Source organism: Pseudomonas alvandae, assembly GCF_019141525.1.
Taxonomy (GTDB): Bacteria; Pseudomonadota; Gammaproteobacteria; order Pseudomonadales; family Pseudomonadaceae; genus Aquipseudomonas; species Aquipseudomonas alvandae.
In genome coordinates this window covers 5,101,882-5,125,509 of record NZ_CP077080.1, presented here as the reverse complement: position 1 = coordinate 5,125,509, position 23,628 = coordinate 5,101,882, and the positions used below count along the sequence as shown (strand labels likewise).

Here is a 23,628-nt window from a genome sequence, read left to right as displayed (position 1 = left end):
GATTCAGACCTGTGAAAGACCTGTGGGAGCGAGCTTGCTCGCGATAGCGTTGTTTAAGTCGATGAAGTATCCCCTGATACACCGTCATCGCGAGCAAGCTCGCTCCCACAGGGCTATATGTGATTTTCAGAACATCGGCCGCGCCGCGCCAATCGCCACCACCAGCAAGCCAATCAACAAATTGATCCCCACCAATCGCCGAATCTTCCCCAGTACCGCCGCACCCGTTGGCCAGTCCTGCGCCGTCACCGCGTTACGCAATGCGGGCAGTTGCAAGCCCTGGATACGAATGAACAGCGCCGTCATCACCACGTACAAGCCCATCATCACCTGGACATAACGTGGCGCGGTTTCGAAACCGGCGAAGCGCATGTGGATCAGGCCCACGCCGCTGATCGGCAGCAGCACCACGGCGATCCAGACCCAGACAAAAAAACGCTGAAACACTTCTACCCACAATTTCAGCCGGGCAGGGCCTTCAAGCGCCGTGATTGCGGCGGGACGCAGGACCATCCAGGCGAAAAACATGCCGCCGACCCAGACCAGGGCCGCCAGTAAATGCAGGGTGTAGACAAGGGCAAAGGGTGTCATTGGGTCACTCCGTTCTGCGCAGGATTCATTAGCGGGGTATGATAGCCGCCGATCCGAACCACTGAAAATTTATCCAGCGTTTTTTGCGCCCGACCATTCATGATCAGCACCGAACTCAAAACCACGATCCAGGGCGCCTATTCGCGTTTTCTCGAAGCCAAGAGCCTCAAACCGCGATATGGCCAGCGCCTGATGATTGCCGAAGTGGCAAAAGTCCTGGGTGACATCGACACCGACGACGAAGGCCGGCGCAGTGGCGAACCGGCCGTCGTGGCGGTGGAGGCCGGCACCGGTACTGGCAAGACCGTGGCCTACAGCCTGGCGGCCATTCCTACCGCCAAGGCTGCAGGCAAGCGCCTGGTCATCGCCACGGCCACTGTCGCCCTGCAGGAGCAGATCGTCTACAAGGACCTGCCCGACCTGATGCGCAACAGCGGGCTGAACTTCAGCTTCGCCCTGGCCAAGGGCCGCGGCCGCTACATGTGCCTGTCCAAGCTCGACATGTTGCTCCAGGAAGGCCATGCGCAGACCGCCACGGCCCAGTTGTTCGAAGAAGAAGGCTTCAAGATCGAAGTTGATGAAGCCAGCCAGAAGCTGTTCACCAGCATGATCGAGAAGCTCGCCGGCAATAAATGGGACGGCGACCGCGACAGTTGGTCTACGGCCCTGGAAGATGCCGATTGGTCCCGCCTGACCACTGACCATAGCCAGTGCACCAACCGCCATTGCCCGAACTTCGGCCAGTGCGCCTTCTACAAGGCCCGCGAAGGCATGGGCAAGGTCGACGTCATCGTCACCAACCACGACATGGTCCTGGCCGACCTGGCCCTTGGCGGCGGTGCGGTGCTGCCGGACCCGCGCGACACGATCTACGTGTTCGACGAAGGCCATCACCTGCCGGACAAGGCGATCGGGCATTTCGCCCATTACACCCGGCTGCGTTCCACCGCCGACTGGCTGGAAACCACCGCCAAGAACCTCACCAAACTGCTGGCCCAGCATCCGTTGCCGGGTGACCTGGGCAAGTTCATCGAGCAGGTGCCGGAGCTGGCGCGGGAGATCAAGACGAACCAGCAGTTCATGTTCACTGCCTGTGAACAGGTTGCGGACTTCAAGCCCGGCGAAGACGTCGAGGGCCGCGAGCGGCCACGGCATCGGTTTGTCGGCGGGGTGATCCCCGAGCATATGCGTGAAATGGGCATCGAACTCAAGAAAGGCTTTGCCCGCTTGACCGACCTGTTCACCCGCCTGACCGACCTGCTCAAGGAGGGCATGGATGGCGAGGTCAACATCGGGATCGCCAGCAACCAGGCCGAGGAGTGGTACCCGCTGTTTGGCAGCCTGCTGTCCCGCTCGCAGGGCAACTGGGAACTGTGGACGGCTTTCACCACGGAAGACCCGGAAGACAATCCGCCGATGGCGCGTTGGCTGACCCTGGCCGAAAGCGGTTCGCTGTTCGACATCGAGGTCAATGCCAGCCCGATCCTGGCGGCGGAGATGCTGCGTCGCAACCTGTGGAACGTGGCCTACGGCGCGCTGGTGACATCCGCTACGCTGACTGCCCTGGGCACGTTCGACCGCTTCCGCATGCGCGCCGGGCTGCCGAAAAAAGCCGTGACCGCTGTGGTCCCGAGTCCATTCCATCATGCCGATGCCGGTGTGTTGCGGGTACCTGACCTCAAGGCCGATCCACGGGACGCCGCCGCCCATACCGCGGCGATCATTCGCGACCTGCCAGAGTTGGTGGAGGGATCGCGAGGCACCCTGGTGCTGTTTTCCTCGCGCAAGCAGATGCAGGACGTCTTCGATGGGCTTGACCGTGATTGGCGCAAGCAAGTGTTCATCCAGGGCAACCTGTCGAAGCAGGAAACCTTGAACAAGCACAAGGCGCGGGTCGATGGCGGCGATTCCAGCGTACTGTTTGGCCTGGCCAGCTTCGCCGAAGGGGTGGATTTGCCCGGCGCCTACTGCGAACACGTGGTGATCGCCAAGATTCCTTTCTCGGTCCCGGACGACCCGGTGGAAGCCGCGTTGGCCGAATGGATCGAAGCCCGGGGCGGCAATCCGTTCATGGAGATTTCCGTGCCGGACGCTTCGCTGAAACTGGTCCAGGCCTGCGGTCGCCTGCTGCGTACCGAGGAGGACCGCGGCACCATCACCTTGCTCGACCGCAGGCTGGTGACCCAGCGCTACGGCAAGGCGATCCTCAATGCGCTGCCGCCGTTTCGGCGGGAGATTTCCTGAATCCCGTCGCCACAACCAGCCGTCTCGGGAAGGTTCACAAAAACACCAATGGCTGAAACAATGCCAGCCACCTGAAAAAGTCTTTGTTTCAACGGAGTTGCGGGTGCAAATTCAAGGTCATTACGAGCTTCAGTTCGAGTCGGTGCGTGAAGCATTCGCCGCGCTGTTCGACGATCCCCAGGAACGTGGCGCTGCGTTGTGCATCCAGGTGGGTGGCCGCACCGTTATCGACATCTGGGCCGGCACCGCCGACAAGGATGGCAGTGAAGCCTGGCACAGCGACACCATCGCCAACCTGTTCTCCTGCACCAAGACATTCACCGCCGTCACGGCCCTGCAGTTGGTGGCCGAGGGCAAGTTGCAGCTGGATGCCCCGGTCGCGCGCTATTGGCCTGAATTCGCCGCGGCCGGCAAACAGTCCGTCACCCTGCGCCAGTTGCTCTGCCACCACGCAGGTCTACCGGCGCTGAGAGAACTGCTGGCGCCAGAAGCACTTTATAACTGGCAGGTCATGGTCGATGCCCTGGCCGCTGAAGCACCTTGGTGGACGCCGGGCGAAGGCCACGGTTATGCCGCGATCACCTACGGCTGGCTGGTCGGCGAACTGCTGCGCAGGGCCGATGGCCGTGGGCCGGGGGAATCCATCGTGGCGCGGGTCGCCAAACCCTTGGGCCTGGATTTTCACGTTGGCCTGGCCGACGAAGAGTTTCATCGCGTGGCGCATATCGCCCGGGGCAAAGGCAACGTCGGCGACGCAGCGGCCCAGCGCCTGTTGCAAGTGACGATGCGCGAGCCCACGGCGATGACCACCCGGGCCTTCACCAACCCGCCATCGATCATGACCAGCACCAACAAGCCCGAATGGCGGCGTATGCAGCAACCGGCAGCGAATGGCCATGGCAACGCCCGCAGTCTCGCGGGATTCTACGCCGGCCTGCTCGACGGCAGCCTGCTGGAAGGTGAAATGCTCGACGAGCTGACCCGCCAGCACAGCTTCGGCGAGGACAAGACTTTATTGACCCAGACCCGCTTCGGCCTGGGCTGCATGCTCGATCAACCGGATGTGCCAAACGCGACCTTTGGCCTGGGCCCGCGAGCGTTTGGTCACCCTGGGGCGGGAGGCTCCCTCGGTTTTGCCGACCCGGAACATGACGTCGCGTTCGGTTTCGTGACCAATACACTCGGGCCCTATGTCTTGATGGATCCCCGTGCGCAGAACCTTGCGAAGGTGCTTGCCACTTGTCTATAAAGCGCCACTGAAGTGAGTGGATACAGGAACCTCGTGTTCCTTTCGGTTTCCAAGCGTCTGTTTATGCGGCCGGAACATGGCCTTTGTTTTTTCATTTAGATCATTTTGTGGATTATCCAATGTCATCGAACAAAACCCTCGCTCTGGCGCTGTGCTTCGCTATTACCGGTTGCGCACAAAATCCACAAAATGATGCCGAGGGCGGCAGCGGCTGGTGGCCTTTCGGGTCGTCCGACAAGGTTGCGAGCAAGGATCCGGCCCCGAAGACTCCTGTGAAACCCGCCGCTGTTGCACCTCAGGCGAAAGCCGAAGCCGAGAGCAACGGTAAATGGTGGTGGCCATTCGGCGGCAAGGATCAGGAAACCGCCAAGGCGGTGCCGATGCCTGACCCTAAAGTCACCCAGGCCTGGCTCGACGACTATGAGCCGAAGCTGCGCACCGCCATCAAGGACAGCAAGCTTGAGCTGGAGCGTCGCGATAACGTGCTGGTGGTCACGGCGCCCGTGGACGGCTCGTTCAACCCTGACCGTCCGGCCATGCTGCTACCGGTGACACTCGGCCCGTTCACCCGTGTCGCCAAGGTACTTGAAGCTGATCCGAAAACCGCCGTGCTGATCCTCGGCCACGCTGATACGTCCGGCGCGGCGCCAGCCAATCTGAAGCTCAGCCAGGAACGTGCCCAGTCCGTCGCTGCGATTTTCCGCCTCAGCGGACTGCAGCGCGATCGGCTGATGCTGCGCGGCATGGGCTCGGTGGCGCCACGTGCGGCCAACGACAGTGTTGAAGGTCGAGCCTTGAACCGTCGTGTGGAGCTGTTGGTCACCCCGGCAAATACCATGGTTGCCTTGCTGAGCAAATACAACATGCCGGCCCCTGCACCGGTGACGATGGTCGCAGCCCAGGATGTGAAGCCGGCGACCCCGGCCCCAGCCGTTGCGCCGAAAAAAGCCGCAGCCCCGGTCACCAAGAAAGCTGCGGCCAAGAAGGCTCCTGCGAAGACACCTGCGAAGAAAAGCCCGGCCAAGAAGGCCACCCCGGCGAAGAAACCAGAGCCGGCCAAGGCTGCGACCGATGCGAAAAAAGTCGCTGCCGCCGACACCCCAAAACAGTGATTGGCTGATCACAAGGAACGCGCCATGACCCAAGTGCTGGCTGATATGCGTCGTGACTACACCCGCGATGGCTTGACCGAGGCACAAGCCCCGGGCGAGCCGTTCGCGCTTTTCCACCAATGGTTCGCCGACGCGGTGAAAACCGAACAGGCCCCGGTGGAGGCCAACGCCATGACCCTGGCGACCGTGGATGCGGACGGTCGTCCCCACTGTCGGATCCTGCTGCTCAAGGGACTGGATGCCCAGGGCTTCACATTCTTCACCAACTACGACAGCGCCAAAGGGCAACAGATCGCCGCGAATCCATTCGCAGCCATGACGTTTTTCTGGCCGACCCTGGAGCGCCAGGTGCGCATCGAAGGCAAGGTTGTGAAAGTCTCTGCGCAGGAATCGGACGCGTACTACCAGGTTCGGCCGCTGGGCAGTCGCCTCGGTGCCTGGGCTTCACCCCAGAGCCGGGTAATCGCCGGACGCGGCGAGCTTGAGGACCTGCTCAAGGCCACCGAGCAGCGCTTCAGCGACAACCAACCCCATTGCCCCGAGCATTGGGGCGGTTATCGCCTGCTGCCCGAGCGTATCGAGTTCTGGCAGGGCCGCCCGAGCCGCCTTCACGACCGTCTCAACTACCGCCTTCAAGGGGCGGACTGGATTCGTGAGCGCCTGGCGCCGTGACATCCGGATAACCTGCCGCGGCGGCCTGGAGCCATTGCGGCAGGTCCCGCCGCTTGATTCGTTGTTCACCGGCGCGAGCCAATTGTTCCAACATGTAGCTTTTCTTCTGCTCGTCCTGCCCCGCCAGTGACAACGCCAGGTCACGGTCCGCCCAACGTTTGATGCGTACGTACAGCCACCAGTGGAAGTACAGGCCGGCCAAGGTGGTCGCGATAATGATGAAGTAATCCATGAAAAATCCTGGGTCGGTGACGCAGACTTTTGAAATTGGCGCTACTGTGTGATGAATTTTTTCGGGTGCGCCTGTATCCCACCTGAATGAAAGCAGATTTTCCCGGTGAAGCCGTGACAGGCGTCAAGCCGGGGAGTTTAATGGATCCCTGTCTTTTGGAGTTGATGCTATGCGTAAGTCTGTTTTGCTGGTTGCTTCCTTTTCCACGATGGCGATGTTGCTCACTGGCTGTCAGTCGAGCCTGACCGGTGACTCCTATTCTCGTGACGAAGCGCGTCGCGTCCAGACGATTCGTATGGGGACCATCGAATCCCTGCGCCCGGTCAAGATCGAAGGCACCAAGACCCCGATCGGCGGAGCTGCCGGTGCGGTGGTCGGCGGCGTAGGTGGCAGCGCCATCGGTGGTGGCCGCGGCAGCATCGTCGCCGCCGTCATCGGTGCAGTGGCCGGCGGCCTGATCGGCTCCGCTACTGAAGAAGGTTTGACCCGTACCCAGGGTGTTGAAATTACTGTTCGTGAAGATGACGGCAGCATGCGTGCCTATGTGCAGCAGGTTCAGGAGAATGAAGTGTTCCGCGTAGGTGAGCGGGTGCGGATTTCCACAGTCGGCGGTACGAGTCGCGTATCGCACTAATTAAAAAAGTAGGAGCGAGCTTGCTGCGATAGCAATGGCTCAGCGACGGAACTGCTGAACGCACGTCCCGTTGCTGTTGCTGTTGCTGTTGCTGTTGCTGTTGCTGTTGCTGTTGCTGTTGCTGTTGCTGTTGCTGTTGCTGTTGCTCTTGCTCTTGCTCTTGCTCTGCTTTTGATCTTGATCTTGATGCCCCGTTAAACCACGCTGGCCGAACGCAGGCATGCGCAGTGGGCATCCCGGCATGGATGCCGGGATAGCCGCGCAGGGCCATGGATGGCCCATCGCGGCGGGCCCACGGAGCAATGCCGGAGTGAGGGCACACCGAGCCTAGGCGAGGTGCCGAGTGGTGGGGCATATACGGATCACCCACATGGGTTACAAAAAAGTGCACTCACATAGGTAACACCCGGAGTGTCACGTAGCCATCAATGGCATCTCTTACATCAATCCGTCCAAGGATGATTGGACCGAAGATAACATCCCAGATCCCGTCCTCTATTTGCTCCAGTCCAATGGTCTGGTGCTTGAGCACATAGCCGACGTAGATCCTTACACCACGACGATTGACGATGCCCGAGCAGTCCGCTTGGAGGCTATCGATATGGCTCGGGTAGGTCATCTCGGGAAGCTTCTCGGGATATTGGCGGGACGAAGGCTCATAGCAGGACGCGGGTGTCTTCTGATTAAGAGCCTCGTGCAAACGCTCATAGTTGTAATGTTGCCTGAAACGATCAAAGTGCCGTTGTTGAGCCTCCCACGCTACTGCAGGGGGTGACGGAAGAGTGCTTTTCAACGTTCGATGCATACGTTCATGTCGGCCATTTTGCTCCGGCCTGCCGGGGGCGATCCGCTCGGGAATGATCCCTAGACGCAACCACCAGATGGACAACTGGGAAAGGCCCGCACGCCCTTTGCTCGCAAACGGAACACCATTGTCGGTACGAATGCGCTCCGGCAGACCATGTTCACGAAACACCTGAGTAAACACCGCCTGGGTTTCCTGGAAATTGGTGCTAGCCATGCTGTGGCAAGCGAGCAAGAAACGACTGGCATGGTCCATGATCGTCAATGGATAGCACCAGACGCCCGCACCTGTCAGGAATTGGCCTTTGTAATCGGCGCTGAATAGCTGGTTGGGAGCCTCTGCTTTCTGCAGTGGTTTGGGATAAACCGCCACTCGTTGACGCAATCGGCGTGGTTTGACCAGCTCAGCTTTCTTTAGGATGTTGTAGATCGACGTCTTTGATGGCGGCGCCTGGTCAGGAAAACGCTCGAGCAAAGCCGCCTGAATTTTCTTGGGGCCAGGCTCTGTCTCACCCCGACCGCGTAACTCAATGATCGCCTCACGGACAGCCAGCGGCACTACCCATTCCTGGGTAAGCCGACGACGGCTATGTTCTTCCAGTCCGGCGGGCCCTTCCCTCTCATACCGCTCGACCCATTTATAGCCAGTCTTGCGGCTGATCTCGTAGGCTTGGCAAAGCGCACTGAAGCTGGGCGGGCCTTTGATGAAGTCCGCAATGAACAGCAGTTTCAGGTCCATAGGTTTCAGCTCTCGCCATGGCATGGTCAGATCCTCGAAAACCGACCCTGCCAGTTAAAAACTGTTACCTATGTGAGTGAACTGATTTGTAACCCATGTGGGTGAGTCATACCGGCAAGCCTTTTTGCTTACTTTTTTGGCGTCTGAAAAAAGTGAGCCGCCGTAAGGGCGGAACCGCCAGCAGCCATTACCGCAGCAACGGATATACACCCCATCAAAAAATCACGACGTCAGCGCAGCCCTGCGACTGGCCATAGCCGTCACCCCATACCCAATCAACGCCGCCAGGATCGATCCGGTAAGAATCCCCATCCGATCCATGCCCGCGTACTCACTCACACCCGGCTCAAACGCCAGGGAACCCACGAACAGACTCATCGTAAAGCCGATCCCGCAAAGTATCGCCACCCCCAGCACCTGGCCCCAGTTCGCGCCGCTGGGCAGGCTGGCGATGCCGATCTTGACGGCCAGCCAGGTCAGGCCGAACACGCCGACGGTCTTGCCAAGCAACAGACCGATCGCAATGCCCATCGGCACATGGTGAGTGAAGCTCTCCACCGTGACGCCACTCAGCGACAGACCGGCGTTGGCGAAGGCAAACAGCGGCAGGATGCCGTAGGCCACCCAGGGATGCAGGGCATGCTCCAGCGTCAACAACGGAGAGGTTTCGGCGTTCTTCGTGCGCAACGGAATACAGAACGCCAGGGTCACACCCGCCAGCGTGGCGTGGACGCCGCTCTTGAGCACGCAGACCCAAAGAATCAGCCCGACCACCATATAGGGGCCGAGCTTGACCACGCCCATCCGGTTCATCGCCACCAGGCCGGCTATGCACGCGGCCGCCAGTCCCAGCGACAAGGTCGACAAGGCACCCGAATAGAAGATCGCGATAATGATAATGGCGCCCAGGTCATCGATGATCGCCAGGGTCATCAGGAACAGCTTGAGCGATACGGGCACCCGTTTGCCGAGCAATGCCAGCACGCCCAGGGCGAAGGCAATATCGGTGGCCGTCGGAATGGCCCAGCCGGCAAGAGCGGCGGGATTGTCGCGGTTCAGGAACCAATAGATCAGTGCGGGCACCAGCATGCCACCGATCGCCGCTGCGCCCGGCAAGACGATTTGCGAAGGCTTCGACAGTTGCCCATCGAGTACCTCGCGCTTGACCTCCAGGCCAATCAGCAGGAAGAACAACGCCATCAAACCGTCGTTGATCCACAGCAGAAGGGGCTTGGCGATTTTCAGCGCACCGACTTGGGCAACCACGGGCGTGTCCAGCAAGCCGGCATAAAGCCAGGATAATGGCGAATTGTTGATGACCAGGGCCAGCACAGCGGCGGCGATCAGCAACAGGCCACTGGCCGCTTCGAGTTGGAAAAAACGTGACAAAGAATTACGTAGAGCCAAGGTTGCTCTCCATTCATCAATTTCAAAAAGATGGCACACCCTAACCCGTACGGTTGGTTGCTAAAACAAAAGTTATATTCTTTTTTGTTATATATCGTTACAAAGCGCCGTCCCAGGTGGTCAGGCAGTTCCGTGCCATATTGGACCTTAGCTGTACCTGTGCGGGATGTCGGTTTTTTCCTAAGCTTGCGTCTCGTATTTCCGAACCAGATCGTGCCCCACGGCCCTCGGTCTGCCTGTGTCGTACCGAGCCAATGAGAACACACACCATGAACGACCACCGCCAGTGGGCGCGCGAAGCCATTCGCATCATCGAGGCCGATTTCCAGCGCAGCGCCGATACGCACCTGATCCCGCTGCCGTTGCCTGGATTACCGGGCATCGAGCTGTATTTCAAGGATGAGTCGAGTCATCCCACCGGCAGCCTCAAGCATCGACTGGCCCGATCCCTGTTTCTCTACGCGTTGTGCAACGGCTGGCTCAAGCCCGGTGCGCCGGTGATCGAGGCGTCCAGCGGATCGACGGCGATCTCCGAGGCTTACTTCGCGAGATTGCTGGGCCTGCCATTCATCGCGGTGATGCCTGCGAGCACTTCGCGGGAAAAAATTGCACAGATCGCTTTTTATGGCGGCCAGAGCCATTTGGTCGATGATCCTACGCAGATTTACGCCGAGTCCGAGCGCCTGGCCCGTGAGCATGACGGGCATTTCATCGACCAATTCACCTACGCCGAGCGCGCCACGGACTGGCGAGCCAATAACAACATTGCCGAGTCGATCTTTCAGCAGATGCGCTTCGAGCAGCATCCAGAGCCGACTTGGCTGATTTCCAGTCCCGGCACCGGCGGTACGACTGCCACCCTGGGACGCTACGTACGCTACCGCCAGCATTGCACCCGGGTGCTGTGTGCCGATGCCGAGCGTTCGGTGTTCTTTGACTACTACCGCAGTGGCGATGCCAGTCTGCGCCTGGATTGCGGTTCGCGGATCGAAGGCATCGGCCGGCCACGGGTCGAAGCGTCATTCCTGCCCAAAGTCATCGATGCGATGGTCAAGGTGCCGGACGCCTTGTCCCTCGCGGCCATGCATTACCTGGCCCAACGCCTGGGACGACGGGTCGGAGGTTCCAGCGGCACCAACCTGATCGGCGCGCTGATTGCCGCAAAATGCATGGTGGACGCCAGCGAATCGGGCTCGATCGTGGCGATCTTGTGTGATGGCGGGGAGCGTTACGCCACGACTTATTACGATCCGGCGTGGCTCAAGGAGCAAGGGTATGAATTGGACGCGTTGATCAGCGCCGTGGCGGCATGTGTGGAGCGAGGCGAAGCGCTGCCGGAGAGTGTGTTGCGGGCCAATATTTGAATCACTGAGGCCTCTTGTGGGAGCGAGCTTGCTCGCGATAGCGGTGGATCAGTCAACAAGTGTGTTGAATGCCGGGCCGCCATCGCGAGCAAGCTCGCTCCCACAGGTCCGGTGTCAGGCCTCGAGGCCGAGCATGTCCCGCGCCACCGCCTCGGCAATCCGGATTCCATCGACGCCCGCCGAGAGGATCCCGCCCGCATAACCGGCACCTTCGCCCGCCGGGAACAAACCCTTCACATTCAGGCTCTGCAGCGTTTCGTTGCGGGTAATGCGCAGCGGCGACGACGTGCGGGTCTCGATCCCGGTCAGCACGGCGTCATGCAGCGAGTAGCCACGGATCTGCTTTTCGAACGCTGGCAACGCTTCACGAATGGCTTCGATGGCGAACTCCGGCAGGGCCAGGGCCAGGTCGCCCAAGGCAACCCCCGGTTTGTAGGACGGTTCGACGCTGCCCAGCGCCGTGGACGGTTTGCCGGCAATGAAGTCGCCCACCAGTTGCGCAGGGGCTTCGTAGTTGCTGCCGCCGAGCACGAAGGCGTGGGATTCCAGGCGCTCCTGCAACTCGATCCCTGCCAACGGACCACCCGGGTAATCCACTTCCGGGGTGATACCCACGACGATGCCGGAGTTGGCGTTGCGCTCGTTGCGCGAGTACTGGCTCATGCCGTTGGTCACGACCCGATTCGGCTCGGAGGTGGCTGCCACCACGGTGCCGCCTGGGCACATGCAGAAGCTGTATACCGAACGGCCATTCTTGGCGTGGTGCACCAGCTTGTAGTCCGCGGCGCCGAGTTTCGGGTGCCCGGCGTATTTGCCCAGGCGCGCGCTGTCGATCAACGATTGCGGGTGTTCGATACGGAAACCCACCGAGAACGGCTTGGCTTCCATGTACACGCCACGGCTGTGGAGCATGCGGAAGGTGTCCCGGGCGCTGTGGCCCAGGGCGAGAATCACGTGTTTGGAGTGGATCTGTTCACCGCTGGCCAGCTCGACGCCGACCAGTTGGCCGTCCTCGATCAGCACATCGGTGACCCGCTGTCCGAAGCGCACTTCGCCGCCCAGGGCGCGAATCTGCTCACGCATGTTTTCCACGACGCCTGTCAGGCGGAACGTACCAATGTGTGGCTTGCTGACGTAGAGGATTTCTTCGGGCGCGCCGGCCTTGACGAACTCGTGCAGGACCTTGCGCCCGAGGAATTTCGGGTCCTTGATCTGGCTGTAGAGCTTGCCGTCGGAGAATGTCCCCGCGCCGCCCTCGCCAAATTGCACGTTGGATTCGGGGTTGAGCACGCTTTTGCGCCACAGGCCCCAGGTGTCCTTGGTGCGCTGGCGTACTTCCGGGCCGCGCTCGAGGATGATCGGCTTGAAGCCCATCTGCGCCAGCAGCATGGCGGCGAAGATGCCGCACGGGCCAAAGCCGACCACGATCGGCCGTTCGCCAAGGTCGGCTGGTGCGTGGCCAACCACCTTGTAGCTGATGTCCGGTGCTTCGTTGACGTTACGATCATCGGCAAATTTGCGCAGCACGCTGGCTTCATCACGCACCGTCAGGTCGATGGTGTAGATGAAGCACAGCTCGGAGGATTTCTTGCGTGCGTCGTAGCTGCGCTTGAACAAGGTGAAGTCGAGCAGGTCATCGCTGGCGATGCCCAGGCGTTGCACGATGGCGGGACGCAGGTCTTCTTCAGGATGGTCGATCGGCAGCTTGAGTTCGGTGATTCGTAACATGGCAGGATCCGGTTCGCGGGACGCACTACTGCGCCAGGGCGTATTTCAAACCGGCGATTATAAGCTGCAAACCCGCTTTCGGTGAGGTTTAAACAGCTTCCCGTCGGATCAGTCGTCGCGCGCGCCGCCGAAATAGGCGCAACCGCGCTGGACCTGGCCGTTGACCCGCAACTCCGCACTCATGTGTTGCACGCTGCCGGTGGCGCTGTCGACACAGCGCGCTGGCGTGACCCAGAGCTCGACTTTCTGGCCGTTGGCTTCGGTGCCGAGGTTGAAGCGGCCATCGCCCAGTTGCTCCTCGACGTAAGGCACCGCCAGTGGGGGCTGGCCTGCGCGGTCCAGCACCAGGCCTTTGCCGCTGGCCGTGAGGGCCCATTCTGGGCTGTGGCCCGCTGCACGCAGAATCACGCGCTTGAAGTCAGCGTTGTCGCAAGCGGTCGCCGAAGGTTCCAGGCGATACAGTTGCTCGACGTCCAACTGACTCTCGGTACCGGCCGACGCGCTGGAAACGATGCGACCGCGCAAGTCGGCGAACACCTTGCCGCTATCATCCGCCAAGGTGGCGGCTTGTTGCAGGACGCTGGTGCCGCCAGCGTCATTGACGATGTAGCGGCGCTGTTCCTGGCACGGCTGGAACACCAGCTTGCCATCCGCTGCCGTCAGTTCGCCTTGCATACGCGTTTGCCCGGCATGGGACACGCTCTGGCGCGGGGCTTCGAGCAACTGGCAGCCGGCGAACAGTGGAAGAAGGGCGACAAATAACAAGGAACGAGCGGCACGCATCATTGGGTCTCCAGACAAGTGCCGCCACGTTACTCAGACTGATCCTTCATCACAAGGGGGGTTAGCCCACATGAAAAGTCTGGCCGGTTTGTAGGCCTTCGACACTCTTGGCGTAGGCCAACGCCACATCAGCCGCAGGAACCGGCTTATAACCGCGGAAATACGGGGCATATTTGTCCATCGCTTCCAGCAGTACGTTCGGGCTCACCGAATTGACCCGTAACCCCGGCAATTCGATTGCCGCCGCGCGTACAAAACTGTCGAGGGCGCCGTTCACCAGGGCTGCCGAGGCGCCACTCTTGATGGGGTCGTGACTGAGCACGCCGGTGGTGAAGGTAAAAGATGCGCCGTCGTTGGCAAATTCGCGGCCGATCAGCAGCAGGTTGACCTGGCCCATCAGTTTGTCCTTCAAGCCGAGGGCGAAGCTGTCCTCGGTCATGTCGCCCAGGGGCGCGAAGGTGACGTTGCCTGCGGCACAGACCAGCGCGTCGAAGCGCCCGGTCTTTTCGAACAGGGCGCGGATCGAGGCGCTGTCGCTGATGTCCACCTGCACGTCACCGCTGTGGCGGCCAATGCGCACGATTTCATGGCGCGGCGATAGCTCGTTATCGATGGCTGAACCGATGGTGCCGTTGGCACCGATCAACAGGATTTTCATGGGCTGTACCTCAGTAGGGTTGAACGAGGTTGAAGTCTAGAGTGGATTTTCCTGGGGATAAGCGTGCTAATGGGAAACCTTTGGTTTTCATTTGGAAACAATCCAATGAGCGAAATAGACGACCTCGCCGCGTTTGCCGTGCTGGTCGAGGCTGGAAGTTTCACCTTGGCGGCGCAGCAGTTGGGGTGCAGCAAGGGGCAACTGTCCAAGCGCATCAGTCTTCTGGAGGAACGGTTTTCGGTGCTGCTGCTCCAGCGCACGACACGACGCTTGAGTCTCACTGCGGCGGGCGCTGCGCTGTTGCCCCAGGCCCAGGCGTTGTTGGTCCAGGTGGAAAGGGCGCGTCAGGCATTGGCCCGCTTGAAGGGCGAAGTTTCCGGGCCGGTGCGTATGACGGTTCCGGTTTCGTTGGGCGAAACCTTCTTCGAGGGGCTGCTTACCGAGTTTGCCCATGCCTATCCCGACGTGCAGATCGAGCTGGAGCTCAACAACGGCTATCGCGATCTATCCCGCGATGGTTTCGACCTGGCGATCCGCTCCGATGCGGCGATCGATGAGCGATTGGTGGCTCGTCCGTTGCTGGCCTGGCATGAAATGACCTGCGCCAGTCCGGCTTATCTGGAGCGCTACGGCGAGCCGGAAACACCCCAGGCCCTGGCGGAGCACAAGTGCTTGCTCAACAGCCACTACAGCGGACGTGAGGAATGGCTGTACCACCAGCAACACGAATTGCTGCGGGTGCGAGTGTCCGGGCCGTTTGCCAGCAACCATTACAGCCTGTTGAAAAAAGCCGCCCTGGCGGGTGCCGGCGTTGCCCGGTTACCGTCTTACCTGCTCAACGAGGAATTGGCTGACGGGCGCCTGCGCTGGTTGCTGCGGGACTTCCAGACCCGGCGCATGCCGATGTACCTGGTGCACCCGTATCAGGGCGGGCTGCCCAAGCGCACGCAGGTGCTGGCTGATTATTTGATTGAGTGGTTCAAGAGGAGTGGGGAAGCGTTGGATCGGTTGTAGTAGTTACTGACGCTTACCCTTGTGGCGAGGGGATAAATCCCCTCGCCACAAGGGGGGCCCACTTGCGATCTGGGCGAAAAAAAAAACGGCCCGAAGGCCGTTTTTTATTGCGAGAGATTCAACCCCCCAAGTACGCCTCGCGCACTTTCGGGTCGGTCAGCAGCGCTTCACCGGTGCCTTGCATCACCACGCGACCGTTCTCCAGTACGTACGCCCGGTCTGCGATCTTCAGCGCCTGGTTGGCGTTCTGCTCCACCAGGAACACCGTCACGCCATCCTTGCGCAGTTGTTCGATGATGTCGAAGATCTGCTGGATGATGATCGGCGCCAGGCCCAGGGAAGGCTCGTCGAGCAACAGCAGCTTGGGCTTGCTCATCAGCGCACGGCCGATGGCGAGCATTTGCTGTTCGCCGCCGGACATGGTGCCGCCGCGCTGGGTAAAACGTTCTTTCAGGCGTGGGAAAAGGTGCAGCACCTTGTCCATCTGTTCCTGATAGTCGCCCTTGTCGGTGAAGAACCCGCCCATGGCGAGGTTCTCTTCCACGGTCAGCCGGGCAAATACCCGACGACCTTCCGGCACCACCGCGATGCTCTTGCGCATGATGCGCGCCGAGTCCTGGCCCACCAATTCCTCACCCATGTAGCGGATGCTGCCGCTGTGGGCCTGGGGCGAACCGCAGAGCGTCATCAGCAGCGTGGACTTGCCGGCGCCGTTGGCACCGATCAGCGTGACGATTTCGCCCTGGCGGACCTCGACGTTGACGCTGTGCAGCGCCTGGATCTTGCCGTAGAAGGTGGAAACGTTTTCGAACTGCAGCATTTACGCTTCCCCCAGGTAGGCTTTGATCACTTCAGGATTGTCGCGGATCTGTTCCGGCGTGCCATCGGCCAGGGGCGTGCCCTGGTTGATCACGACGATGTGGTCGGAAATGCTCATGACCAGCTTCATGTCGTGCTCGATCAGCAGCACGGTGACGTTGTGCTCCTCGCGCAACACGCTGATCAACGCCTTCAGGTCTTCGGTTTCCTTCGGGTTCAGGCCAGCGGCCGGTTCGTCGAGCATGAGGATCCGCGGACGGGTCATCATGCAGCGGGCGATCTCCAGGCGCCGTTGCTGACCGTAGGCCAGGGTGCCGGCGGTACGGTTGGCGAACTCGGTGAGGTTGACCTTGTCGAGCCAATACTCGGCGTACTCCATGGCCTCGCGTTCGCTCTTGCGGAACGCCGGGGTCTTGAACAGGCCGGCAAAGAAGTTGGTGTTCAGGTGACGGTGCTGGGCGATCAACAGGTTCTCGACCGCCGTCATGTCCTTGAACAGCCGCACGTTCTGGAAGGTCCGCACCACGCCCTTGCGGGCGATGTGGTGGCCGGCCAGGCCCTGGATCGGCTCGCCGTCCAGCAGGATGGTGCCGCCGGTGGGCTGGTAGAAGCCGGTCAGGCAGTTGAACACGGTGGTCTTGCCCGCGCCGTTCGGCCCGATCAAGGCAACCACTTGTTTTTCTTTTACGGTCAGGGCCACGCCGTTGACCGCCAGCAAGCCGCCAAAGCGCATGCTTAGGTTTTCAACCTTGAGGATCTCGCGGCTCATTTGCGCAGCTCCATGTGTGGGCGTTGCATCGGCAGCAGACCTTGAGGACGCCAGATCATCATCAGCACCATCAAGGCGCCGAACATCAACATGCGGTATTCACTGAATTCACGCATCATTTCGGGAAGCAGGATCATTACGATCGCCGCCAGGATCACACCCAACTGCGAGCCCATCCCGCCCAGCACGACGATGGCGAGAATGATCGCCGACTCGATGAAGGTGAAGGACTCGGGCGTCACCAGGCCTTGGCGGGCGGCAAAGAAGCTACCGGCGAAACCGGCAAACGCAGCGCCCAGGGTAAACGCCGACAGCTTGATCACGGTCGGGTTGAGACCCAGCGCACGGCAGGCGATTTCGTCTTCACGCAATGCCTCCCAGGCGCGGCCGATCGGCATGCGCAGCAGGCGGTTGATGACGAACAGCGCGGCCAGGGCCAGCAACAGGGCAACCAGATAGAGGAAGATCACCTTGTTGATCGAGTTGTATTGCAGGCCGAAGTACTCGTGGAAGGTCTGCAGGCCTTCGGCGGCCTTGCGCTCGAAGGTCAGGCCGAAGAACGTCGGTTTCTCGATGTTGCTGATGCCGTTCGGGCCACCGGTGATGTCGGTCAGGTTGCGCAGGAACAGACGGATGATCTCGCCAAAACCCAGGGTCACGATCGCCAGGTAGTCACCGCGCAAGCGCAGGACCGGGAAACCCAGCAGGAAACCGAAGGTGGCGGCCATCATCCCGGCGATCGGCAGGCAGATCCAGAAGCTCAGGCCGAAGTAGTGGGACAGCAGCGCGTAGCTGTAGGCGCCGACGGCATAGAAACCGACGTAGCCCAGGTCCAGCAGCCCGGCCAGGCCTACGACGATGTTCAGGCCCAGGCCCAGCATCACGTAGATCAGGATCAGCGTGGCGATATCTACCGCGCCGCGCGAACCGAAGAACGGCCACACCAGGGCCACGACGATCAGGCCCAGCACGATCCAGCGCTGGGTCGACGGCAGGGTCAGGAAGTTGCTGGCCTTGGCCGGGATCACCGGCACGCCGGGCGATGCTTTCCATGCAGCGCTGATCTGCGTGCTGAACAGCACGCGCAGGAACATCAGCACAGAGCAGATCGCGATGGTGGCAAGGATGGCCGGGCTGGTGCCGTGCACTTCCAGGTTGATGCCGACGATGGTCAGTTTGAGACCGAGTACCGGGTAGGCCACGGCCCAGACCAGCAGGGCGCTGAAAAGCGCCGATTTGAGATGCCTAGTCATACTTTTTCAACCTCCGGGCGGCCCAGGATGCCGGTCGGCCGGAATAACAGAACCAGAACCAACAAGCCGAACGCCACGACGTCCTTGTACTGGTCGCCGAAGATGTCGGCGCCAAAGGCTTCCGCCACGCCCAGCACCAGCCCGCCGAGCATTGCCCCGGGGATGCTGCCGATGCCGCCCAGTACCGCGGCGGTAAAGGCCTTCAGGCCGACGAGGAAGCCGGCGTTGGGGTTGATTACGCCGTATTGCATGCTCAACAGCACCGCGGCGATGGCCGCCAGGGCCGCACCGATGACGAAGGTCAGGGCGATGATGTTGTTGGTGTTGATGCCCAGCAGGTTGGCCATCTTGATGTCCTCGGCGCAGGCGCGGCAGGCGCGGCCCAGGCGGGAACGGGAGATGAACAAGGTGAGGCCGAGCATGGCGACCAGGGTCACCACGAACACCACGATTTGCATGTAGGAAATCAGCACTTCATGTGCCCCACCTGGCCCGATGGCAAAGTTGCCCGGAATCAGGTTGGGAATGGATTTGTCCTTGGAGTCTTGCGAAAGCAGTACCGTGTTCTGCAGGAAAATCGACATGCCGATGGCGGAAATCAGCGGGATCAGACGGTTGCTGCCGCGCAGGGGGCGATAGGCAATCCGTTCGATGCTGTAGCCATAGGAACTGGTGACCACGATGCTCGCGATGAAAGCCGCGGTCATCAACAGCGGGACACTGTCGAGTCCCATCATGGCCAGCCCGGCGATGGCGATGAACGCCACGTAGGAGCCGATCATGTACACCTCGCCGTGGGCGAAGTTGATCATTCCAATGATGCCGTAGACCATCGTATAGCCGATGGCGATCAGGGCATACGTGCTGCCAACGGTCAGGCCGTTAACCAGCTGCTGGAAGAAGTGATAGATGTCAGGCATTACAACGCTCCTAAAAACCTGATACGCATTTCACTGGTGGAGTCATTTTCCCGCCCGGCCCCGTGGATCTTCATCCACTTCGAACGCGGGTTTTGCCAGCGAACCGCTGATGACGGTTTTGAGATTTTCAGGTGGGGAGACTGGCGGATCACGCCAGCGCGGCCCAATACATTCAAAACAAAGCCCACGGCACGCCGTGGGCTTTATTGGCAGTCAGTCAGGCAGGGCCTTACTGAGGCGAAGCTTCGGTTTTAGGTTTGCCGAAATGCCACTCGTAAACCACGAACTTGAAGTCTTTCAGGTCGCCGTTCTTGTCGAAGCTCAGGTCACCGGTCGGCGTCTTGAAGGTGCCGGCGTGGATGGCTTCAGCCACTTTTTCCGGGTCTTCGCTCTTGGTGGAGGTGATGGCCTGGGCGATCACTTGCACAGCGGAGTAGGACGGGAATACGAACGGACCGCTCGGGTCTTCTTTCTTGGCCTTGAACGCGTCAGCCAGGGCGACGTTGGCCGGATCCTGGTCGAAGGATTTCGGCAGGGTCACCAGCAGGCCTTCGGAAGCTTCCTTGGCGATTTGCGAGATCGAGTCGTTACCCACGCCTTCCGGACCCATGAACTTGGCCTTCAGGCCTTTTTCCTGGGCTTGACGCAGGATCAGGCCCAGCTCCGGGTGGTAGCCGCCGTAGTAGACGAAGTCGACGTTGGCTTGCTTGAGCTTGGCGATCATCGAGGAGAAGTCCTTGTCGCCGGCGTTTACGCCTTCGAACACGGCAACCTTGGTGCCTTTCTTCTCGAGGGTGGCTTTCACCGCGCTCGCGATGCCTTCACCGTACTGCTGCTTGTCGTGCAGGACCGCAACGATCTTCGGCTTGACGTGGTCGGCGATGTAGTTGCCGGCCGCTGGGCCTTGGGCGCTGTCCAGGCCGATGGTGCGGAAGATCATCTTGTAGCCACGAGCGGTGATGTCCGGGCTGGTGGCCGCTGGCGTGATCATGATCACGCCTTCGTCTTCGTAGATGTCCGAAGCGGGCTGGGTAGAGCTGGAGCACAGGTGGCCGACCACGAACTTGACGCCGTCGTTGACGACCTTGTTCGCGACCGCGACCGCTTGTTTTGGATCGCAGGCGTCGTCGTATTCAACGGCGACCAGTTGCTTGCCGTTGACGCCGCCCTTGGCGTTGATCTGCTCGATCGCCATCTTGGAGCCGCTGAACTGCATGTCGCCGTATTGGGCTACAGGGCCGGTTTTCGGGCCGGCGATGCCGATCTTGATGGTGTCGGCGGCAAACGAATGGCTGGCAACCCCGGCCAGAACCATAGCGGCAAACAGTTTGGAAATCTGCTTAGTAGCCTTAGTCATAGTGCTCCACTCATGCTGTTGTAGTTTTTATAGTCCTGGCGCCGTAGCAGCAGAACCGGGTCAGATATCTTGGATATCCTCGCGGAAAATGCCCCCGGCAACTGTACCGGTACAGTGTAGAGCGCCGATTGTTGGCAAGGGAAGCTGGCGCTTGGGGGCAAAACCTGAGGGTGTCGCTTTATTGAAAGAAAAAGACAGATTCGCGGCGGGGTTTGTCCGGTCAAATCGGCAATCCTTGGCTTTGCTGCGCTTTTCAATCGGTGCTGCAATTGCAACCGGGTTTTTCTGCCAGACCACCGACGTTATCATTCGCGCCGATTTCTTTTCCGGACAGCTCCCATGAATCAAGAACCTAGCACCCTCTATGCCAAATTGCTCGGTGAAACCGCATCTATCACTTGGAAGGAGCTGGAGCCGTTCTTTGCCAAGGGTGCCCTATTGTGGGTCGACCCGGCACTGGATCTGATCGCAGCCGCCGAGGCCGTTGCGCAGGACGAAGGTACCAAAGTCGCCGCCTGGCTGGGCGCCGGGCAGGTCGCCAAGCTGTCTGAAACGCGGGCGCTGGATTTTTTCGAGCGCGATCCAGAACTCTGGGCCGTGGTGGTTTCACCGTGGATCCTGATCCAGGAAAGGGCATCGAATTGATCGGTGCACCAAATTGGTTCTCGCTTGGACCTGCTGGAAAGTGTGTAGGCGAGTAGCGTGATGGCAGCCTGCCGTGGCGAAACGCCACAAGGGAGGGTGACGTATACGTAACGGGAACAGTTTATTGAGCACCCTTTTGGCTGCTCAATTGTTTCTGGATGTTGTTTCGAGGCGTTACACAGGCCGCCTTCGCGAGCAAGCCCGCTCCCACAGTGGACCGCGTTTCTTCAGAAAGAATGCGGTCCCCTGTGGGAGCGGGCTTGCTCGCGAAAGGGGCAACGCGGTGCTGCGCCAGCCTCAATAAGACCTGCCCGTATGGTTATTAAGCGAAATAACCTTGGTCTTACCGATCCGGTGACGGTAGATCTCGCGCAGGTACTTGATCGACTTCTTCACGCAATCCCGGGACAGGCGAATGTCGTTGATCGAGACGAACTTCTCCTTGTCGCTGATCAGCTCGCGGTATTTCTTCTCGTACATCGGCTTGATCGCGTACCAGTTGGTGTCGAGGATCTTCGCCGGGTTCTCGAATTCGTTGAGCAGATCGTCGATACGCGCCTCGTCGAATTCTTCGTTGATGATGAAGTCCAGGATCGAATTGTCGAGGGTCTCGTCGAAGCGGTACGGCGTACGGGCGAAGCAGCGCTTGATGAACGCCACGATCAGCGTCAGGAAATCGTCCGACAGGCACGGGCTCTTGGCGATCAGGGTGGTCAGCGACAGGTTCGCCGAGGCGCCGATCACCAAGGCGTAGCGCTTGAGCGTGGTGTTGGGGAACAGGCTGTTGAGGTGGGTCTTGAGCCGGTTCAGGTCCATGTAGGACAGCTTGTAGTCCTTCGGCAACGAGACGATCGATACCACCGACGAGCAGTTCTTGAAGAAGTGCAGGTCATGCAGGGCCGCAGCGTCGTAGCCAGAGTTCTTGTATTGCTCCAGCGAGGCGCGGTAACGCTTGGACTCGATGGGCAGCAGGCTGATGCCTTCGATGGCCTGGGTGACCTTGTTGAAGTGCGGCAGGTCGATGGAGCGGAAGAACAGGTCGTCGATGTTCAGGCGCGGCGGCTCTTTTTCGAACACCTTGAACTTGTCGCCGCTCGGCGCCGGGGTTTCCGGGACGACAGACTCGGCGTAGGCAATCGCCACCGGACCGGCCAGACTCATGAACAGGTCGTTGGCGTCCAGGCGAATGGTTTCGCCGATGTCGATGCCGGCGCGACGGAAGTAGTTCTGGTCGTAGTCGGTCGTTACGGCCTGGGCCGTCAGGATGTTGAAGATCTGCTGGGAAATGTACTGGTTGGCGTGCTTTTCCATGGCATTGACATCAATGTTCTGGATGTTGCCGTCATCGCTTTCTTCGGCGTAGCGCATGATGTCGTTGGAGATCAGCATCATCGCGTTCCATGGCCGGATACGCCCCATCACGCTCGCTTCGCTGCTGTCTTCGTTGGCGAAGTTGTACGAGAAATCCCATTCTTCCGAGAGGTATTTGCACAACAGCCGTCCGGCGTTGATGTGCAGGGCCTCGGACATTTCACTGCGGTGATCGGAAATATTCGGCAGCACGCAGATGCCACTGGTGAAGATCGGCTCGAAGACGAAGGAATGACCGCTCTTGCTGTCGTGTTCGTCCATCGGCTTGGTGTCGAACGTCTTGTTCATGTACGAGTACTGCTGGGCCAGGCCGAACTCCGAGGCCATGCCTGAGCCGGTACCGCCGCCGGCGCTGAAGATCGAGAAATACAGGCGCGACTGGTTGGCCTTGATGCCGCAGCTGTCGATCAGGTACGAGTGGATCATTTTCCAGTCGGGGCTGGAGAAGCGCTGGGTGTCCTTGTTCAGGATGATCTTCGCCAGGTACTGGCCGAGGATCGGCGCGTTACCGGCGCCGCCTGCATGGACTTCCGACAAGTCCATGATTTTCATCTTGCTGTAGTCGCGCAGGAAGCCGCTTTTTTCGCCTTTGCGCGAGAAGCGGATACGCCCGGCGATGTCTTTGTCCAAGTCGCCCAGCATGACCAGCGGCTCCACCAGGAACACCGGTTTGCTGGCCTTGCTGGTGCCCAGGCGCAGGTTGCGCATCCATTGCGCCGGGCGATAGCCCTTGTCACCGTAGGTCTTGTCTTCGGCGTTGAATTCGTTGAGGTAGAACTTGCGAGCGTTGTAGACCAGCTCCGCCACGTCCAGCGCGATATTGGAACCGCAGCGCCCCAGGCCGATCAGGCACACCGACGGGAATTCCTGCTGGCCGCGTTCGCTCTCGTCATCCACCAGGTGCGGCGGGCGCGGGAACACGGCATCACGCAGGCCGTCGAGGTTGTCGAGGATGCGGTCGGTGTTGGTCTCGGTGAAATACAGGTATTGCTGGGTTGCGAGGGATCGCGAGCTGCTCGACAGCGTCGAGGCTTCAGGGCCGTTTGCGGCCGGGCTCAGGGTCAGATCGGAAACCGCAGTGGCTGTTTTTTTGGAAGTCATTGTGCGCCGTATGCCTGAACTGGTTGGTGCGTCGATTTCGTCGACGAACCGTCGCGGATGGGAGCTCGCGTCCTTGAATGGCGCGAATGTCGACCCAAGCGTCCAGGGCTGCAGCCTGAGCAGCGCTCGGGGAGAATCTATTCCTGATCATGTTGGATCGGC

Annotated in this window: 23 protein-coding genes; 8 read left to right on the top strand and 15 right to left on the bottom strand. The window is 60.4% G+C overall.

The genetic code is table 11. The features are described from left to right. Positions 1–126: 126 nt before the first annotated feature. On the bottom strand, positions 127–591 hold the full coding sequence (locus KSS97_RS22680) for a CopD family protein (RefSeq protein WP_030139398.1): 465 nt from the start codon (positions 589–591) through the stop codon (positions 127–129). Between the two features lie 99 nt (positions 592–690). Here KSS97_RS22680 and dinG point away from each other — a divergent pair, with 99 nt between their 5' ends. The 4 genes from dinG to pdxH all read left to right on the top strand — a co-directional run bounded on the left by dinG (position 691) and on the right by pdxH (position 5,868). Then, positions 691–2,835 (top strand): ATP-dependent DNA helicase DinG, encoded by a 2,145-nt coding sequence (dinG, locus tag KSS97_RS22675; protein ID WP_030139397.1) that lies wholly within the window; start codon positions 691–693, stop codon positions 2,833–2,835. A 103-nt stretch (positions 2,836–2,938) separates the two neighbouring features. Beyond that, entirely contained in the window at positions 2,939–4,084 is a 1,146-nt protein-coding gene (locus KSS97_RS22670; protein ID WP_217860206.1) for a serine hydrolase domain-containing protein, read from the top strand. A 119-nt stretch (positions 4,085–4,203) separates the two neighbouring features. Beyond that, positions 4,204–5,196, top strand: a complete 993-nt coding sequence (locus tag KSS97_RS22665) for an OmpA family protein (protein WP_217860205.1) — start codon at positions 4,204–4,206, stop codon at positions 5,194–5,196. A 24-nt stretch (positions 5,197–5,220) separates the two neighbouring features. After that, entirely contained in the window at positions 5,221–5,868 is a 648-nt protein-coding gene (gene pdxH, locus KSS97_RS22660) for a pyridoxamine 5'-phosphate oxidase (RefSeq protein WP_030139394.1), read from the top strand. Here pdxH and KSS97_RS22655 read toward each other — a convergent pair. Beyond that, entirely contained in the window at positions 5,816–6,100 is a 285-nt protein-coding gene (locus KSS97_RS22655) for a hypothetical protein (RefSeq protein ID WP_198797668.1), read from the bottom strand. The genes pdxH and KSS97_RS22655 overlap by 53 nt on opposite strands. Before the next feature lie 169 nt (positions 6,101–6,269). On the opposite strand from KSS97_RS22655, the gene KSS97_RS22650 reads away from it, so the two are divergent. Continuing rightward, a complete protein-coding gene (locus tag KSS97_RS22650; protein ID WP_024776354.1) occupies positions 6,270–6,734 on the top strand; it encodes an outer membrane lipoprotein in 465 nt (154 codons plus the stop codon). Positions 6,735–7,125: 391 nt separating this feature from the next. On the opposite strand, the gene KSS97_RS22645 is transcribed toward KSS97_RS22650, so the two are convergent. The 3 genes from KSS97_RS22645 to nhaA form a co-directional block, all read right to left on the bottom strand. Beyond that, on the bottom strand, positions 7,126–8,301 hold the full coding sequence (locus KSS97_RS22645) for an integrase core domain-containing protein (protein WP_030138557.1): 1,176 nt from the start codon (positions 8,299–8,301) through the stop codon (positions 7,126–7,128). Positions 8,302–8,405: 104 nt separating this feature from the next. Then, positions 8,406–8,492 carry a hypothetical protein gene (locus KSS97_RS28590; protein WP_303651496.1) on the bottom strand — a complete coding sequence of 29 codons (87 nt, stop codon included), beginning with the start codon at positions 8,490–8,492 and terminating at the stop codon, positions 8,406–8,408. A gap of 7 nt (positions 8,493–8,499) precedes the next feature. After that, the gene (gene nhaA, locus KSS97_RS22640; protein ID WP_217860204.1) at positions 8,500–9,684 is read right to left on the bottom strand and encodes a Na+/H+ antiporter NhaA; all 1,185 of its coding nucleotides are present in this window, start codon (positions 9,682–9,684) and stop codon (positions 8,500–8,502) included. A 269-nt stretch (positions 9,685–9,953) separates the two neighbouring features. On the opposite strand from nhaA, the gene KSS97_RS22635 reads away from it, so the two are divergent. Beyond that, complete coding sequence (locus tag KSS97_RS22635) at positions 9,954–11,048, top strand: PLP-dependent cysteine synthase family protein (protein WP_217860203.1); 1,095 nt, start codon at positions 9,954–9,956, stop codon at positions 11,046–11,048. A 114-nt stretch (positions 11,049–11,162) separates the two neighbouring features. Here the strand turns inward: KSS97_RS22635 and KSS97_RS22630 are convergent, their stop codons facing one another. From KSS97_RS22630 to KSS97_RS22620, 3 genes are all read right to left on the bottom strand, one after another. Continuing rightward, positions 11,163–12,776 carry an NAD(P)/FAD-dependent oxidoreductase gene (locus KSS97_RS22630; RefSeq protein ID WP_030139390.1) on the bottom strand — a complete coding sequence of 538 codons (1,614 nt, stop codon included), beginning with the start codon at positions 12,774–12,776 and terminating at the stop codon, positions 11,163–11,165. A gap of 108 nt (positions 12,777–12,884) precedes the next feature. Further along, positions 12,885–13,559, bottom strand: a complete 675-nt coding sequence (locus KSS97_RS22625; RefSeq protein WP_217860202.1) for a COG3650 family protein — start codon at positions 13,557–13,559, stop codon at positions 12,885–12,887. Between the two features lie 61 nt (positions 13,560–13,620). Further along, complete coding sequence (locus KSS97_RS22620; protein ID WP_217860201.1) at positions 13,621–14,217, bottom strand: short chain dehydrogenase; 597 nt, start codon at positions 14,215–14,217, stop codon at positions 13,621–13,623. Between the two features lie 105 nt (positions 14,218–14,322). Here KSS97_RS22620 and KSS97_RS22615 point away from each other — a divergent pair, with 105 nt between their 5' ends. Further along, positions 14,323–15,231 carry a LysR family transcriptional regulator gene (locus KSS97_RS22615; RefSeq protein ID WP_217860200.1) on the top strand — a complete coding sequence of 303 codons (909 nt, stop codon included), beginning with the start codon at positions 14,323–14,325 and terminating at the stop codon, positions 15,229–15,231. A 118-nt stretch (positions 15,232–15,349) separates the two neighbouring features. Here KSS97_RS22615 and KSS97_RS22610 read toward each other — a convergent pair whose 3' ends face one another. The 6 genes from KSS97_RS22610 to KSS97_RS22585 form a co-directional block, all read right to left on the bottom strand. Continuing rightward, entirely contained in the window at positions 15,350–16,051 is a 702-nt protein-coding gene (locus KSS97_RS22610) for an ABC transporter ATP-binding protein (RefSeq protein ID WP_003184675.1), read from the bottom strand. Then, positions 16,052–16,819, bottom strand: a complete 768-nt coding sequence (livG, locus tag KSS97_RS22605) for a high-affinity branched-chain amino acid ABC transporter ATP-binding protein LivG (RefSeq protein ID WP_030139386.1) — start codon at positions 16,817–16,819, stop codon at positions 16,052–16,054. Then, complete coding sequence (locus tag KSS97_RS22600) at positions 16,816–18,072, bottom strand: high-affinity branched-chain amino acid ABC transporter permease LivM (protein WP_030139385.1); 1,257 nt, start codon at positions 18,070–18,072, stop codon at positions 16,816–16,818. Before KSS97_RS22600 ends, livG begins: the two co-directional genes overlap by 4 nt. Then, complete coding sequence (gene livH, locus KSS97_RS22595) at positions 18,069–18,992, bottom strand: high-affinity branched-chain amino acid ABC transporter permease LivH (RefSeq protein WP_014336891.1); 924 nt, start codon at positions 18,990–18,992, stop codon at positions 18,069–18,071. The genes KSS97_RS22600 and livH overlap by 4 nt, the downstream gene beginning before the upstream one ends. 229 nt (positions 18,993–19,221) lie before the next feature. Beyond that, positions 19,222–20,349: a branched-chain amino acid ABC transporter substrate-binding protein gene (locus KSS97_RS22590; protein ID WP_030139384.1), complete on the bottom strand. Its 1,128-nt coding sequence runs from the start codon at positions 20,347–20,349 to the stop codon at positions 19,222–19,224. A gap of 60 nt (positions 20,350–20,409) precedes the next feature. Then, entirely contained in the window at positions 20,410–20,658 is a 249-nt protein-coding gene (locus KSS97_RS22585) for a hypothetical protein (RefSeq protein ID WP_187293311.1), read from the bottom strand. 30 nt (positions 20,659–20,688) lie between these two features. Between KSS97_RS22585 and KSS97_RS22580 the strand changes: the two genes are divergently transcribed. Then, on the top strand, positions 20,689–20,994 hold the full coding sequence (locus KSS97_RS22580; RefSeq protein WP_217860199.1) for a DUF2288 domain-containing protein: 306 nt from the start codon (positions 20,689–20,691) through the stop codon (positions 20,992–20,994). Positions 20,995–21,291: 297 nt separating this feature from the next. Here the strand turns inward: KSS97_RS22580 and KSS97_RS22575 are convergent, their stop codons facing one another. Further along, positions 21,292–23,466: a hypothetical protein gene (locus KSS97_RS22575; protein WP_217860198.1), complete on the bottom strand. Its 2,175-nt coding sequence runs from the start codon at positions 23,464–23,466 to the stop codon at positions 21,292–21,294. Between the last annotated feature and the right edge of the window lie 162 nt (positions 23,467–23,628).

Bases quoted from the DNA above. Each gene is read 5' to 3' on its own strand.
- KSS97_RS22620 (WP_217860201.1), bottom strand. From the start codon at position 14,217: ATGAAAATCCTGTTGATCGGTGCCAACGGCACCATCGGTTCAGCCATC.
- KSS97_RS22615 (WP_217860200.1), top strand. From the start codon at position 14,323: ATGAGCGAAATAGACGACCTCGCCGCGTTTGCCGTGCTGGTCGAGGCT.
- KSS97_RS22625 (WP_217860202.1), bottom strand. From the start codon at position 13,559: ATGCGTGCCGCTCGTTCCTTGTTATTTGTCGCCCTTCTTCCACTGTTC.
- KSS97_RS22665 (WP_217860205.1), top strand. From the start codon at position 4,204: ATGTCATCGAACAAAACCCTCGCTCTGGCGCTGTGCTTCGCTATTACC.
- KSS97_RS22580 (WP_217860199.1), top strand. From the start codon at position 20,689: ATGAATCAAGAACCTAGCACCCTCTATGCCAAATTGCTCGGTGAAACC.
- KSS97_RS22590 (WP_030139384.1), bottom strand. From the start codon at position 20,349: ATGACTAAGGCTACTAAGCAGATTTCCAAACTGTTTGCCGCTATGGTT.
- KSS97_RS22585 (WP_187293311.1), bottom strand. From the start codon at position 20,658: ATGATAACGTCGGTGGTCTGGCAGAAAAACCCGGTTGCAATTGCAGCA.
- KSS97_RS22680 (WP_030139398.1), bottom strand. From the start codon at position 591: ATGACACCCTTTGCCCTTGTCTACACCCTGCATTTACTGGCGGCCCTG.
- dinG (WP_030139397.1), top strand. From the start codon at position 691: ATGATCAGCACCGAACTCAAAACCACGATCCAGGGCGCCTATTCGCGT.
- KSS97_RS22645 (WP_030138557.1), bottom strand. From the start codon at position 8,301: ATGCCATGGCGAGAGCTGAAACCTATGGACCTGAAACTGCTGTTCATT.
- KSS97_RS22655 (WP_198797668.1), bottom strand. From the start codon at position 6,100: ATGGATTACTTCATCATTATCGCGACCACCTTGGCCGGCCTGTACTTC.
- KSS97_RS28590 (WP_303651496.1), bottom strand. From the start codon at position 8,492: ATGGGGTGTATATCCGTTGCTGCGGTAATGGCTGCTGGCGGTTCCGCC.
- KSS97_RS22630 (WP_030139390.1), bottom strand. From the start codon at position 12,776: ATGTTACGAATCACCGAACTCAAGCTGCCGATCGACCATCCTGAAGAA.
- livH (WP_014336891.1), bottom strand. From the start codon at position 18,992: ATGCCTGACATCTATCACTTCTTCCAGCAGCTGGTTAACGGCCTGACC.
- KSS97_RS22610 (WP_003184675.1), bottom strand. From the start codon at position 16,051: ATGCTGCAGTTCGAAAACGTTTCCACCTTCTACGGCAAGATCCAGGCG.
- livG (WP_030139386.1), bottom strand. From the start codon at position 16,819: ATGAGCCGCGAGATCCTCAAGGTTGAAAACCTAAGCATGCGCTTTGGC.
- KSS97_RS22575 (WP_217860198.1), bottom strand. From the start codon at position 23,466: ATGACTTCCAAAAAAACAGCCACTGCGGTTTCCGATCTGACCCTGAGC.
- pdxH (WP_030139394.1), top strand. From the start codon at position 5,221: ATGACCCAAGTGCTGGCTGATATGCGTCGTGACTACACCCGCGATGGC.
- KSS97_RS22635 (WP_217860203.1), top strand. From the start codon at position 9,954: ATGAACGACCACCGCCAGTGGGCGCGCGAAGCCATTCGCATCATCGAG.
- KSS97_RS22650 (WP_024776354.1), top strand. From the start codon at position 6,270: ATGCGTAAGTCTGTTTTGCTGGTTGCTTCCTTTTCCACGATGGCGATG.
- KSS97_RS22600 (WP_030139385.1), bottom strand. From the start codon at position 18,072: ATGACTAGGCATCTCAAATCGGCGCTTTTCAGCGCCCTGCTGGTCTGG.